Here is a 14,529-nt window from a genome sequence, read left to right as displayed (position 1 = left end):
TTAAAGAAAGATAAGATTCAAACTGCCGATTTGGCGGGCCAGCGATAGGTATAAGCCCAGCGTTTTTTTACGCCATCGCTCCAAAACAAAACATCATTTGCCAATTCCAATGCATTGACCTGATAAGCGACTAATGGCAACGCCCGGCGCAAACCGCTAAACACTTCATCCAACGAAGAGGATTCCAACAGGCGACGGAAGCGCAATTCGGAAAAAGGCGGTCGCTCTCCCTCAGACATGATGACCGGCAAACTGCGTTCATCCAGACTTTTTATATGAGCGAGCAAACCAGCAATGGCTGCGAGCCGTTCGTTTCGCCAATTGCTTTCCGGTTTGCCTTCCTCAGGCCACCCGCGCGACAAGAGAATGCGATACAAATGCTGGTAGGCGCTTGTCAGAGTAATCGCCGTTAAATTGTGCGCGCGCCGCAACTCAGCGCGATCTCCACGATTATTGTCCAGTTCCTGCCACCATTTCAGCAGAGCCTGTCCCAACACGGTTTCCGGTCGAAATGAAATATTGTTACTCACGTAATTTTCTCCTTGTGATTTAAGTCGATGCCTTAACAGATTTTTTCTCCGGTTTTCTGGCTTCTACTGGTAATCCCAGAGTTTCCTTTAGCTTGTCGCCATACAAATTGGCGCGTAACCGGTTGTGTGCTTCCGCCACACGGCGCGGGTTCTGCCGCTCAATGGGCGCAGAACCAACTAATTCGCCATCAAATAGTTCTAGCGCTGTCTCGATTAGCTCAGTGCGCCATTGATTATTTGGACGCTGCAATCTTGCGGATGTATCTTCGTCACTCTCGTTTTGTGCCTGATCAATGAGATCGCTCAATAATCTAAAAAACCCGGGTTCGGTTCTCGACCAGAATGCAGCATCAACAAATCCCCATTCGCCTTTAACTTCCGCGCCTTCGCTGAACCATGCCGAACGAACGGCTGAACGCAATAGAAATGCAACATGATCCGCGGCAGTTATCCAGTTCGCTACACCTTTTTGTATCAGCTTGCGCCCATCCTTGTTGCATTCAGCTAAACCATATAATGGGAAAGTAGACTCATACCAGCAGCGGGCTTTCATGTTGTCCATGTCATAACCGAAGACCCATAGTCTGAATTGCCCTTTGAGTCTTCTGCTACCCAGCACATGCGAAACTTGTGAGGCAGGTTGGATTTTTTTCTTGTCTCCCTGCACCCCGAGAACCCAGCCCAACCAAAGCTTGTAGCCCAATCCACCCGGCTGAGGATGCATAGGCAACCATTCTTCTGGCTTGCTCTCATAGTACGGTGACAACGGATGCTTCCATGCTCCCTTGTAATCAAAACCTTTTGGCTTGGTAATGTAACGAGTCACTAACTTCTCCGATTCACGGCCACAGGTATCGCAACGACCACTGACGGTGTTATCCTGATCAAGCCGAATCCGGCGAGGCATACCCCAGAATACATGAGCAGGATGAACTTGAATGGGAGCGGTTTTTCCTCCGGCAGCCTGTATCGAGTGCATATCCGCGAGCCAAGGAAAAATAAAATGTGGCGCAATTTTGCTGGCATCGCCGCAATTTCCAAGAAAAGAAGCGCGTTCACGCACATTCAACCAAACCGTATGCCAAAGCGAACGGACAGGTGTCGCAACGATCAATGTGGTCAATGGACCGCCTCCTCGAAGTGAGGTGTAATGCCCATTTCCTCCGCCTGGTGCATTAGTTTGCAGGGTAAACAGTGCCGTTGCAGCACAGTGAGGACACAAGCCGGAAGCGAATCCACGTTTAATGAAATGATCCTTGTTTTCCTTGAGTGAGTTATCGCCTGGCGCTTCAATCAAGAGGGAACCGATATCGTTGAATTCTGAATCTTTCTCGCTATCTGTGCGCAAACTGAAATCCTGCATGAATCTCGCACCATCACCCTCGAATTCAAAAGCGTTTTCTACTAGTGCAAACCAGTCTTTCAAGGTTTCCGCCGAAGGTGGTGCGTCATACCACTGTTGCCACTCGACATGACTATTCATCGGTGTCGTGGTCTGCACCAAGCCAATCAAAAACTGTACTAAAGCGCCGTTAAAATCTGGCCGCCGGGCGTCCAGCGCAACAATCTCCGGCTCGCCGATCTGCCACGGCGCTATCCAATCCTGAATACCGTTCTTGCGGTGCACAGGTATCCAGACTTCATCCAGCAGGTTCATTCCGTCTCCTCAATTGTAGATTTTTCATCTGCCACCAGTCGCAGCCCCATTTCGCCATCATATTCCCACAAGCAAAGTTGTGCTGGCCGCCCCGGACTTTCTCCACTCCATGCCTGCGCTTGCCAGCATCCGGTCTCGGTTTGTTCCAATGCCAACAGGATTGACCATTTGCCTTTGCTTGGTAGCTGGTCTGTGATGCGTAGCAATTCCTGCTGAAGGATGCTGTCTTCAGGCTGCGGAACACTGGTCAGCAAACGTTCAGCTACACGTACTGTGCTGTACGCCCAGGCATGAGTTGAGTGCTCTGCCCACGGTAGTAGTTGCCCGCCAATCCAGCGGGCCAGCAACACATTGACGCTGGCGTCACCCAGACGCGATGGTGTTTTGACTTCACTCCACCAATCCATTACATCTCCACGACGATAACCCGTTGCAAAATTCAAGGCATTCATTTTTGCCAGACTGGCTTCCGCCATTTGTTGTCCTTGAGCGCTGAGGCTATTCCGTTGCAAGTTTTTCGGTATTTCTGAAGCACCACCAAACACATTTTCGATTAAAGTGCGCGCATCTTCTGGCATAGTGAACTTGCCCGCCCGCAAGGCTTTGGCCGTTAGCCACAGTTGTGAATGATCGGGGTAGACTCCCGCAGCTCTGGGGAACGCATTTTTAAACCAATGTGCTGTTGGCTCGTCACTCCATGCAGGACCAAAAACCATCATGAGCGACATACCCCGCTGATCCGGTTCGCCAATTGTTAAGCGATTGCCGGATGTATCGCGATTATGCCGCCGTAAACGTCCGGCTCTTTGGATCAAGCGATCAATCGGCGCTAAGTCGCTGATCAGCAGATCGAAATCCACATCCAGTGATTGCTCGATCACTTGGGTTGCAATCACTAAACGACCTGAGCGTTTGCTTGCGTTACTATCTGAACCAAAGGCGGTGAGAATATCTTCCTCCTTCGCCAGCCTATCGCTCAAAGCAAAACGGGCATGGAACAGGATAAGTTTTTCTTGCGGCAAACGTTCAGCGAATAATTCAAACGCTTCCGTGGCATCCGTCACGGTATTGCGTATCCAGCAGACGCATTGCCCGGCAGCCAATGCCGCGTCGATTATCGCCACAATCTCGGTTTGTAGATGGCGGTAATCAATAGCAACGGTACGTTTTACGGCCTCGCGCGTGGCTAAAGCAATCTCGTCTGGCTCGGTATTTGATACGCGCCAAGTTGTTGCGAGTGGGTATTCATCTTTTTTAATATCTGGACAAAGACCGTTGCGTCCATTGGCATAAGCATTCAAGAAAGCTTGTTTCATCTGATTCGGTAGAGTTGCCGACAGCAGAATCGCGCTGCCGCCAGCGCGCGCATGAAATTCCAGAAGCGCTTCCAGCACACCTTGCATATAAGCATCGCAGGCATGAACTTCATCTACGATCAGCACTTTGTGGAACAAGCCGAGCAGCCGAAGGGATTGGTGCTTGCTGTGCAACACCCCAAGCAAAACTTGGTCTATGGTACCGACACCTGCTTGAGATAATAATGCGCGCTTATTGTGATCAGCCAACCATGCCGTGCAGCGCGCCGATGCTGTTTCATCCTGTTGTTCAGGATCATCTTTAGTATGTGAACGGGGAAGAATAGATTTCGCAAAACTTTCTACCAGTTGGCGGCTACCATGGGCTAATACCAGATTGGCATCGCCTTCAAATAATACCTTGTAAAAATTGGCTGTTCGATCGTACATTGCGTTAGAAGTAGCCATCGTGGGCAGCCCAATGAAGAAACCGTTTGCTGTGCCTTTAGCCATTAAGCGGTAAGTAAGTGTCAGTGCGGCCTCTGTCTTCCCCGCACCGGTTACGTCTTCCAGCAAAAAAATCTGTGGTTCTCCTGATATGTCTGTATCTATCGCCCACTGCTGCAACGGGGAAGGAATCGGAATTTTTTTAAAAAGATCGGAGAAAGTGAGATTTGCAACAACTTTATGGGATACCACGCCACTATCATTTAATGCCTTCTTTGCTTGCTGACGCGCATAGCGCCAGTATTCCTCTAAAGACATATGTACAGCATGATAAGGAAAATAATCGGTATTGGAACCAAGCCAATCAGCCAATACAGTAATCCCAGCAAACCACCAAGACAATGTATGGCTGACATGCTCAAACTTGGTAGCATCGAGTGCGGTGGGCACATTTGCTGCTGTCCATGGAAATAGCAGTTCACGCATGGCTTCGACAAAGGCAAGTGATGTTTTTTTATCTGACTTAGAGTAATAGCCGCTAATATCACAGAAAGCAGGAAGCACTTTCGGTGGCTGACCATGATGCCCTGTAACCGACCTCATCCAAATATCGAGATTGGGCATTTGTGCTTCTGTTATTTCACCAAACCAACCATTCTCAATTGCATGGTCGGCAAGATAATCGCACCACAACCACTGCCCTAATGAGTCATGGCGCTCGGTATAGGATTTTCCCGAATTGGGTTTGCGCCCTTGCAACACTTCAAATAATTCGGATTTTTGTGACTGAAAAGCTTCGCTGAATTTACCCAAATCATGCAGAGCTAGCCAGAAAGAGGTCCATTGTAGCCAATCGGAATGATTGCAGTTCAGTTCACTACAAAACCAATCAGAAATAGCTTTTTCCTGGTTTAAATATTCAAATCCCACTGCCGCCACATCCAAACAGTGATAAGGCAGCGGATGCCATTTCTGCTCGCCCGGATAGTTAGGATCAGCTTTACCCCAATAATCAAAAATTGGATTTCTCATATTTTCTTCTTTATATCAATGCTCTTTTTGATGTTAAGAATTATATTTTCATTACAGATTTAGAAACCGATACAGTTCATTCATTAATGCCTCCGTTTGGATCGATCTTTTCGCGATAAAAATCGTCATGTTCTCCACCTCACCTCCACTTCAATCCGCTCCCACGGATTATTACTTTTTTTCAACCCTACGATCAAAGCCGACATTGTTTCGCCACGGTCCAACAGTTGCGAGACGGCGGCATTGTCTTTTGCGGGGATGTAACCGAGTTTTTCGCCTTGCCAGTCGATGCGGACAGTGCGTTGGTCGAAGCGGTTACTGGGTTCGCGAATCAGCGTGACCGTTTGGCGGGTGGCGAGTTGCGGCCAGAGGGTTTCGCCGTGGTGATACTGAAATCCCGCCACTGGTGAGATTTGCAGGGTTTTCCATTGATTTAACTCCGGTTTGGATTGCAGCAGCGCAGGGAAGGCAAATCCGCCGAGTAGAGCGGTGAATGATTGCAGGAATACGCGCCGGGACATGGTGTTTCTCCATTGAAAATGACACTTTTGCATTATCCCAAGCAGCAGGCTCAAAACCTGAGCCTGTGAATTTTACTTTTCAGCTTTTTCTAATCCCGGTCATTTACACAAGCTTTGCATTTCAAAATTGCGCAACAGTTTACTCAGTTGTTTTGGGTTTTAACCGCTTGCAGCGCTGTTTCGCTGTTCGGTACGAGCGGCGTTTCGTGCAAGTTTCACTCTTTCTGCTTGGGTAAATAATTCTCCTGCGCTTGCTGTAAGTTTTGCAGAATAGTTTGGCGTAACGCTTCCGGCGCGATGACTTCGACCGCCGCTCCGTGCTTGAGGATATCCATCACCAGTTCGGTTTCATTGGCGTACGGGATACGCAACTCGTAACTGCCATCGAGCAGAAATTGGCCTTGCTGGTGCGGATGCCATTGTTCATCCGCGACCCAGCGGGCGCGTTCGGCGGTAAAACGCAACACTGCGGTATGTTTTGCCTGACCGGCGAAAATACCGTAACTGGAAGCGAAATGGCCATTGAGTTCATTGTCGGTGATGTTACGGGCTGCGTGATCGAGCATCTGGCACGCGGCGATGCGTTCCACGGCGAAACTGCGCAGTGCCTCGCGCTTGTGGCACCAGGCGTCGAGATACCAGTTGTCGCGGTAATGCGTGAGCCGCTGCGGTGAAACGATGCGTTCGGTTTGCTGATCGCGGCCACGGCCGTGATAGACGATGTCGAGTTGCTTGCGTTGCAACACCGCGCTGGCGGCAGACTGAAAATGCTGCAAGGCCGGTTGCCTGCTCAACATGGTCAAAATGCGGATGCGCTTGATCGCATCCGGATCGTTCAGTTGCTGGGTTGCCAGTATCTTTTTCAAGTGTTCCTGCATCGGCTTGAGTTGCAGGGCGAGCAAGCCCGGCTGAATTTGTTCCAGCAGCTGCTGCATGGTGAGCAGCGCGTGCAATTCCTGCGCATCAAACCAAACACCGGGCAATTCAAACACGGTTTTTCCCTGCGTATCGTAGTAATAACCGTTGCGTTCCCGGTCATAGAGGATCGGCGCGTTGAAATACAGCCGCAGCGATTCGATGGTGCGGTTGACCGTGGCCCGGGAACATTCCAGCAGTTGTTCGAGCGTTTGATGCGACACCGGCAGGGTGCGGGACGCCAATATGCGGTGCAATTGATAGATTCGCTGGAGATTGCCCATAAATTGATTTCAATGAATGCGAAAGCTACAAATTCGTTGATACGGAATTTCTCTTTAGCGTATCATAAGGTCCTCGGAAACATCAGGTGCCGGTCAAGATTCAAACCCCTGTTTCGTACCGTTTATCCGTTTGTTTTTATCCCGTTGCCATTCAGTAAAACTATGAAAGAAACGCAGGCGATATCCTTGCTATTGATTTTCGTATTGAGCATGCTATCGCACTCCGCTTTTAGCCAGCAAACCCGGAAATTTCCTCCCAATAGTCAATTGGGCAACCTGACGGCGGTGGCTTTTCCGCACTTCACCATCAACGGGCAGCAAATGACGATGGGCGCGGGCGGGCAGATCCGGGGGATCGATAATATGATTATTCTGCCGTCTACGGCGAACTATATCGGTTTGATCCGCTTTCAATTGGATACAATGGGCAATCTGCACCGGGTCTGGATTCTGACGCCCGGCGAAGTCAAGGAAGCGGAAAGCGAAGGGCAGCAGATACCGAAACCGAAAAAACGTTTTTTCTTTTTTTAACACAACGCTAAATAATTCGTGAGTAACAAGCTTTATATCAAAACCTTCGGCTGCCAGATGAACGAGTACGACTCGGAGAAAATGGCCGATGTCCTGCACGCCGCCTATGGCATGGAATCCACCGACGATCCGGCGCAGGCCGATATCATTTTGTTCAATACCTGCTCGGTGCGCGAGAAAGCGCAGGAAAAGGTGTTTCATGATCTGGGACGGGTGCGGCATCTGAAGGAAAATAATCCCAATTTGCTGATCGGCGTCGGCGGTTGTGTCGCCAGCCAGGAAGGCAAGGCAATTGTCAGCCGCGCGCCGTACGTCGACGTGGTATTCGGGCCGCAAACCCTGCATCGCTTGCCGCAATTGATCGAAACGCGCAAAGCCACCGGCCGTTCGCAAGTGGACATTTCTTTCCCCGAAATCGAAAAATTCGACCATCTGCCGCCTGCCCGCACCGAAGGGGTTACGGCGTTCGTTTCGATCATGGAGGGATGTAGCAAGTATTGCAGTTTCTGCGTGGTACCGTATACGCGCGGCGAAGAAGTGTCGCGCCCGTTGAACGATGTGCTGACCGAAATCGCCATTCTCGCGGATCAGGGCATCAAGGAAATCACCTTACTGGGACAGAACGTCAACGCCTACCTGGGTACCATGGACGACGGCGAGATTGCCGATTTCGCCCTATTACTGGAATATCTACACGAAATTCCGGGGATTGAACGTATCCGTTACACCACATCGCACCCGAAAGAATTCACCACGCGTTTGATTCAGGCTTACAGCCAGCTGCCTAAATTGGTCAACCACCTGCACTTGCCGGTGCAATCCGGTTCCGACCGGGTGCTGGCGGCAATGAAGCGCGGCTACAGCGTGCTGGAATACAAATCGATCATCCGCAAGCTGCGCGCGATCCGCCCGGATATTTCGCTGTCCTCCGACTTCATCATCGGTTTTCCGGGAGAGACCGAAGCGGATTTCAACGCGACGATGCAACTGATCGAAGACATGAATTTCGACGAATCGTACAGCTTCGTCTACAGCCCCCGCCCCGGCACACCCGCAGCCGATCTGCCCGACGATACACCGCCGGAAGTGAAGCTGGAGCGGCTGCAACGCTTACAAGCGCAAATTAACCAGCAAGCCCGCAAAATCAGCTTGGGAATGGTCGGATCGATACAGCGTGTGTTGCTGGAAGGTATCTCCAAAAAAAATGCCGATGAGTTTTTCGGGCGCACCGATAACAACCGCGTTGTTAATCTGGCCAGCGATCCCACACTGGTGGGCAGTTTTGTCAACGTACGCATCACCGAAGCACGGTCGCATACGCTGCGCGGCGAAATTGTGCATGGATAAAAACACATCCACGGCAAAGTTTTGCGCTTGCAAAGTATCGCGCCCGCTGAGAGAATCGCGTTATCGTAACTGCAACAGCCAACTTTGAAACCGACACCCCTGGAAATTTCTTTCACACCCGCCGACAACCAACGTCTCGCCAATTTGTGCGGCGCGCTGGATGAGAATCTCAAGCAAGTTGAAACCGCATTGGATGTCACGATCTCCCGGCGCGGCGAACATTTCAGCGTATCGGGAAAATCCGGGCAGACCCAACTGGCGGCGCAAGCGCTACGCAATTTTTACGATCAGTCGCAACACCATATCAGTCTGGAGCAAATCCAGCTCGGCTTGATTGAAGTGCTGAATCCGCACGATACATCCGATCAAATCAGCGGCCCCAGCCACGACGACGGCACCGGCGCCAAGCAACCCGCCGCGCTCACCTTGTTAACCCGCCGCAGCAATTTACATGGCCGCACACCGCGCCAGTCAAAATATCTGCAACAAATCCAGGAACACGATATTACGTTCGCCATCGGTCCAGCCGGTACCGGCAAAACCTATCTGGCGGTCGCCAGCGCGGTCGATGCATTGGAACGCGGTCTGGTGTCGCGTTTGATTCTGGTGCGCCCGGCCGTGGAAGCGGGAGAGCGTCTGGGCTTTCTACCCGGCGATATGACCCAGAAAGTCGACCCTTATTTACGCCCTCTCTATGATGCGTTGTATGATTTAATGGGTTTCGATAAAACCGCCAAACAATTTGAACGCAATACGATTGAAATCGCACCACTGGCTTTCATGCGCGGACGCACCTTGAACCAGTCGTTCATCATTCTGGATGAAGCGCAAAACACGACGCCGGAGCAGATGAAAATGTTTCTGACGCGCATGGGCTTGGGCTCCAAAGCGGTCATTACCGGTGATGTGACGCAAGTCGATCTGCCGAAACATCAGAAAAGCGGATTAGTGGAAGCGCAACAGGTGCTCAAGGACATACGTGGCATCGCGTTTACCCGTTTTCTATCCGAGGACGTGGTGCGGCATCCTCTGGTACAGCGCATTGTCAATGCCTATGAGAAACACGACAAACAGCAGCAGGAATCCTGATTCGCCTTGCAGACAAAGAAACCGTTCAAACTGATGGTGCAATATGCAACGGACAGTTCCATTGTACCCACCCGGCCGCAGTTCCGCCGCTGGGTCAAAGCCGCGCTGATGCAAGAAGCCGAGATCGTATTACGGCTGGTGGACGAAGCCGAAGGGCGAGAGTTAAACCAGCAATTCCGCGGCAAGGATTATGCGACCAACGTGCTGACCTTTGTTTATGACGATATGCAACCGCTGACCGGCGATATCGTGCTGTGCATGCCGGTTGTCAGCCAGGAAGCACAGCAACAGCATAAAGACCTGCTGGCGCATTACGCGCACTTGACCGTGCACGGCGTGCTGCATTTACAAGGTTACGATCATATTGAAGACGCAGATGCAGCGGAAATGGAACAACTGGAAACCCGCATACTGGCGGCGCTGGGCTACGCGGATCCTTACGGTGAACCAGCTGGCGCCGTTGCAACGCAATAATCATGCATTCCCTTTTTTTATTTTTACCCATGCAAATTCTTAAACACTATGGATGACCCTTCACCTAAAAGCGGCTGGTTAGAGCGATTAGGCGCCATGCTGATCCGCAAACCGGAAGACCGCGAACAACTGATTACCCTGTTACACTCCGCCTTTGAGCGCAACCTGCTGGACTCCGACGCTCTCAGCATGATCGAAGGCGTCATGCAAGTTTCCGAAATGCAGGCACGCGATATCATGGTGCCGCGTTCGCAAATGGATGTCGTCGACATCAGCAAGAAACCCGAGCAATTCATTCCGTTTGTCATCGAAGCCGCACATTCGCGCTTTCCCGTCATTGAAGGTTCCGAGGATGAAATCATCGGCATTCTGCTGGCGAAAGACCTGCTGCGTTATTACGCTGATCCGGAAGAATTCAATATCCGCGACATGCTGCGCCCGGCGGTTTTCATCCCCGAATCCAAACGGCTGAATGTATTGCTCAAGGATTTCCGCAGCAACCGCAATCATATGGCGATTGTCGTCAATGAATACGGCGGTGTGGCCGGATTGGTGACGATCGAGGACGTGCTCGAACAGATCGTCGGGGAAATCGAGGACGAATACGACTTCGACGAAGAAGAGGACAATATCGTCATGGAAGCGGACGGACGCTACCGCGTCAAGGCGATCACCGAGATCGATAATTTCAATGAAGTGCTCGGCGCAAACTTCAGCAACGAAGACTTCGACACGATTGGCGGTTTGGTGCTCAGCAAGTTCGGCCGTTTACCCGTGCGTAACGAATCGGCCATCATCGGCCCATTTAAATTCACCGTGCAACGCGCCGATAGCCGCCGCTTGCACGTACTGAAGGTGGAAAAGCTTGCCGCAACAGTAGAAACCCCGGCAGAATGAGGATACTTATCCTATTTCCGCATCAGCATGCCCAAAATCACCATCCGTCCGTATGATCCGCACAGTTTCCAGACACTCAGCGGTAGCGGATTGCCTCCGGTACTGGCGCGTATTTACGCCGCGCGTGGCATTGAGGATTCCAGCCAGCTCGAAACTGAACTGACGCGCCTGATCCCGTTCGGTCAGCTGAAAAATATCACCGCAACGGCAGCCTTGCTGGCCGATGCCATCGCAGCAAAAAAACGCCTGCTGATCATTGCCGATTACGATTCCGACGGTGCAACCGCGTGCGCCACCGGTATGCGCATCTTGCGCAAGTTCGGCGCTAACGTGGATTATCTGGTGCCGAACCGGTTTGAATTCGGTTACGGCTTGACACCGGAAATCGTGCGCCTGGCGCATGCCTCCAAACAACCGGATGTCCTGATCACGGTCGATAACGGCATCGCCAGCGTGGATGGCGTGGCTGAAGCCAATCAATTGGGCATGCAGGTGGTGATTACCGATCATCATCTGCCCGGCGATCAATTGCCCGCGGCACTGGCCATTGTCAATCCCAATCAGCCCGGCTGCCCTTTTCCGAGCAAAAGCATCGCCGGAGTGGGCGTCATTTTCTACCTGATGCTCGCACTGCGCGCCGAGTTGCGTCAGCGCGGCGCTTTTGCGGCAGGCCAGGAACCGAATCTCGCCAGCTTTCTCGATCTGGTGGCGTTGGGAACCGTCGCCGATGTGGTCAAGCTGGATAGCAATAACCGTATTCTGGTGCAGCAAGGTTTGCAACGTATCCGCAAAGGCAAGGCTTGCGCCGGTATCAATGCGCTCATGCAGGTCTCGCGGCGCGATGCCCGGCAAATATCCACTTATGACCTGGGCTTCATGCTGGGGCCGCGGTTGAATGCTGCGGGGCGGCTGGACGATATGTCGCTGGGTATCGAGTGCCTGATCACCGATGACGAGGCGTATGCGGCCGACATCGCCAAGCAACTGGACGAACTGAACCGGCAACGGCGCGAAATCGAATCGGCCATGCAGGAAAGCGCGCTCGTCAAGCTGGAAGATACGCTCAATGCACGCCAGCCGGACATCCAGAGCGCTTACAGCATTTGTTTGTTCGATGCCGATTGGCACCAAGGCGTCATTGGCATCCTCGCGTCGCGTATCAAGGACAAATATCACCGCCCGGTGATCATTTTCGCACCCGGCAACGACGGTGAAATCAAAGGTTCGGGCCGATCAATCAACGGTTTTCACCTGCGCGACGCGCTCGATCTGGTATCCAAACAACACCCCGAGCTGATCCGCAAATTCGGCGGCCATGCAGCCGCTGCCGGGTTGACCATTCACAGCGATGCTTTTGAAGCATTCCGCGCGGCGTTCGAGCAGGTTGCGCAAACGCTGCTGACACCTGCCGATTTGACGCGCGTGATTGAAACCGACGGCGATCTGGAGCTTTCCGAAATCAAATTGGAACTGGCGGAAACGCTCGAACGCCAGGTGTGGGGGCAAGGTTTCCCGCAGCCGTCGTTTAATGCGCGCTTTTATGTCGAAAGCCAACGCATCGTCGGGGAAAAACATTTGAAATTGAAGCTAAAAAAACTGCACTCTGCAGGTGCCGGTGACGCAGCGCAAGCCGCGCGGAAATCGGCTGAAACCTACGACGGCATTCTGTTTTTCCACAACGACCCGCTGCCGGATGTGATCGATGCGGTTTATCGATTACAGATCAATGAATATAATGGCAAATCATCCTTACAATTCCTGCTGGAGCATTGGTTCCACGCAGATAACCCGGTGACCGGCGATGCACACTGAATTCACGTTGAATGGCGAATTGGCCGCTTTACCGCATTTCCTGACCAGCCTTGCGATTGGCTTATTGATCGGATTGGAACGCGAACGCAATCCCGGCTCGCGCGCCGGATTGAGAACATTCGCCTTGGTCGCGATGTTCGGCACATTGGCTGCCATGCTGTCGGAAAAAGCCACGCCGTGGTTATTGCTCGGCGGTTTATTCATCGTTGGCTTGATGATGGTGGCGGCGTATTCCCGCGTCAAGGACGACAACGCCGATCCGGGCACCACCACGATCGCCGCGATTCTTGTCTGCTACGGATTGGGTGCTTCGGTGTGGTACGGCAACGATACCTTGGCCGTCATGCTGGCCATCATCACCACGGTATTGCTGTACTTCAAAGCGGAATTGCACGGCATAACGGAGAAACTGACCCGGCGCGATTTAATTTCGATACTGCAATTTGCCGTGCTGACGTTTATCATTCTGCCGATTCTGCCGGACAAGTATTTCGGTCCGTATGAAGCGATCAATCCGCACCAGATCTGGTTGATGGTAGTCCTCATCTCCGGCGTCAGTCTGGCGGGTTACGTCGCATTGCAACTGATCGGCCAGCAACATAGCGTGATACTGGGTTTATTCGGCGGGCTGGTATCCAGTACCGCCACGACACTGGTTTATGCGCGCCGCAGCGCGGAAAACCAGAACTTCACACAACTCGCCGCAATTGTCATTCTGATTGCCAATTTAACGGTGCTGCTCCGTTTATCGATCATCAGCGCGGTTGCCTCGCCTGCCATTCTGCCGCAGTTGCTCCCTGTGCTCGGCAGCGGCTTCCTGCTCGGAGCAGGCATCACGGCATACTGGTGGTTCAAGCTCAGTCACCAACATGAAATGCCCGTACCGGAAATCAAAAACCCCACCGAATTGCGCGCCGCAACAACTTTCGGATTGATCTACGGCAGCGTGCTGTTTTTTTCCACCTGGCTTTCCGATATCGCCGGCAGCAGCGGCCTGTACGCCGTCGCGCTCGTTTCCGGCCTGACCGATGTCGACGCCATTACGTTATCGAGCCTGCATCTGTTCGAGCTGGGTAAGCTGGAAGCAAATCAAGCGATCACCGCAATCACACTCGCGATACTTTCCAACATCGGCTTCAAACTCGGCCTGATTTTCTTCATCGGCAGCCGCTTTCTCGCCAGACAATGCGTATCCGGCATGCTGGCCTGCGCCGCCGGTCTCGGGCTGGCGTTGTTGTTCATTTAGAAACAGTGATCACCAAATGCAGCGCAAGCCAGCTTACCACCCGCCAGGCCATGCTCCACAGCCTGTTGAGCGGCTATCGTCAAGCGCTCGCAGCGATCTGCCCAAAATAACAAAATTGCGTATCACAGATGATCAGCATCACCCAGCCATTCTTCATCCAGAGGCGCAAGGATGTCACCAACAATAACCGTGCCGCGCAGCGCATCCAAACGACTCAGCGCTGCTTCACGTTCGCTTTTTGCGTGATCGGGAATGATATGGGCGATGGTTTTGCCGTGCAAAGTGATTGCAATTGCTTCGCCTGCTTGCACTTGTTTAAGGTATTCGGGTAAATGCTGGCGTAATTCAGTCACATTCACTGAAGTCATGGGAGAACCTATAATGTACATAAAGTATGTACATTATAGGTATTTCATTATATCAAGCAATATATTAGAAAGTTAGGAATGCCT

13 protein-coding genes are annotated in these 14,529 nt (G+C 52.0%); 7 read left to right on the top strand and 6 right to left on the bottom strand.

What is annotated here, in order from left to right:
* Positions 1–17: 17 nt before the first annotated feature.
* The 5 genes from casB to R2083_RS00970 all read right to left on the bottom strand — a co-directional run bounded on the left by casB (position 18) and on the right by R2083_RS00970 (position 6,681).
* A complete protein-coding gene (gene casB, locus R2083_RS00990) occupies positions 18–530 on the bottom strand; it encodes a type I-E CRISPR-associated protein Cse2/CasB (protein WP_317537219.1) in 513 nt (170 codons plus the stop codon).
* A gap of 19 nt (positions 531–549) precedes the next feature.
* On the bottom strand, positions 550–2,187 hold the full coding sequence (casA, locus tag R2083_RS00985) for a type I-E CRISPR-associated protein Cse1/CasA (protein WP_317537218.1): 1,638 nt from the start codon (positions 2,185–2,187) through the stop codon (positions 550–552).
* A complete protein-coding gene (gene cas3 / locus R2083_RS00980; RefSeq protein ID WP_317537217.1) occupies positions 2,184–4,961 on the bottom strand; it encodes a CRISPR-associated helicase Cas3' in 2,778 nt (925 codons plus the stop codon). The genes casA and cas3 overlap by 4 nt, the downstream gene beginning before the upstream one ends.
* 125 nt (positions 4,962–5,086) lie before the next feature.
* The gene (locus R2083_RS00975; protein WP_317537216.1) at positions 5,087–5,482 is read right to left on the bottom strand and encodes an HIRAN domain-containing protein; all 396 of its coding nucleotides are present in this window, start codon (positions 5,480–5,482) and stop codon (positions 5,087–5,089) included.
* A 215-nt stretch (positions 5,483–5,697) separates the two neighbouring features.
* Positions 5,698–6,681 (bottom strand): helix-turn-helix transcriptional regulator, encoded by a 984-nt coding sequence (locus R2083_RS00970; RefSeq protein WP_317537215.1) that lies wholly within the window; start codon positions 6,679–6,681, stop codon positions 5,698–5,700.
* Between the two features lie 162 nt (positions 6,682–6,843).
* Between R2083_RS00970 and R2083_RS00965 the strand changes: the two genes are divergently transcribed.
* The 7 genes from R2083_RS00965 to R2083_RS00935 all read left to right on the top strand — a co-directional run bounded on the left by R2083_RS00965 (position 6,844) and on the right by R2083_RS00935 (position 14,077).
* Positions 6,844–7,212 (top strand): hypothetical protein, encoded by a 369-nt coding sequence (locus R2083_RS00965; RefSeq protein ID WP_317529700.1) that lies wholly within the window; start codon positions 6,844–6,846, stop codon positions 7,210–7,212.
* A gap of 18 nt (positions 7,213–7,230) precedes the next feature.
* Positions 7,231–8,559 carry a tRNA (N6-isopentenyl adenosine(37)-C2)-methylthiotransferase MiaB gene (miaB, locus tag R2083_RS00960; protein WP_317537214.1) on the top strand — a complete coding sequence of 443 codons (1,329 nt, stop codon included), beginning with the start codon at positions 7,231–7,233 and terminating at the stop codon, positions 8,557–8,559.
* Positions 8,560–8,643: 84 nt separating this feature from the next.
* Positions 8,644–9,648: a PhoH family protein gene (locus tag R2083_RS00955; RefSeq protein ID WP_317537213.1), complete on the top strand. Its 1,005-nt coding sequence runs from the start codon at positions 8,644–8,646 to the stop codon at positions 9,646–9,648.
* Between the two features lie 6 nt (positions 9,649–9,654).
* Positions 9,655–10,122, top strand: coding sequence for an rRNA maturation RNase YbeY (ybeY, locus tag R2083_RS00950; protein WP_411172370.1), 468 nt, complete (start codon positions 9,655–9,657; stop codon positions 10,120–10,122).
* A gap of 48 nt (positions 10,123–10,170) precedes the next feature.
* Entirely contained in the window at positions 10,171–11,019 is an 849-nt protein-coding gene (locus R2083_RS00945; protein WP_132427214.1) for an HlyC/CorC family transporter, read from the top strand.
* Positions 11,020–11,046: 27 nt separating this feature from the next.
* Positions 11,047–12,831 carry a single-stranded-DNA-specific exonuclease RecJ gene (gene recJ, locus R2083_RS00940; RefSeq protein ID WP_317537212.1) on the top strand — a complete coding sequence of 595 codons (1,785 nt, stop codon included), beginning with the start codon at positions 11,047–11,049 and terminating at the stop codon, positions 12,829–12,831.
* A complete protein-coding gene (locus tag R2083_RS00935; RefSeq protein ID WP_317537211.1) occupies positions 12,821–14,077 on the top strand; it encodes an MgtC/SapB family protein in 1,257 nt (418 codons plus the stop codon). The genes recJ and R2083_RS00935 overlap by 11 nt, the downstream gene beginning before the upstream one ends.
* 122 nt (positions 14,078–14,199) lie before the next feature.
* Here the strand turns inward: R2083_RS00935 and R2083_RS00930 are convergent, their stop codons facing one another.
* Complete coding sequence (locus R2083_RS00930; RefSeq protein ID WP_090314772.1) at positions 14,200–14,445, bottom strand: type II toxin-antitoxin system Phd/YefM family antitoxin; 246 nt, start codon at positions 14,443–14,445, stop codon at positions 14,200–14,202.
* Positions 14,446–14,529 lie beyond the last annotated feature (84 nt).

Origin of the sequence: Nitrosomonas sp. Is35, assembly GCF_033063295.1 — a bacterium.
In the GTDB taxonomy this organism is placed as follows: domain Bacteria; phylum Pseudomonadota; class Gammaproteobacteria; order Burkholderiales; family Nitrosomonadaceae; genus Nitrosomonas.
This window is presented reverse-complemented; position numbering and strand designations above follow the sequence as displayed.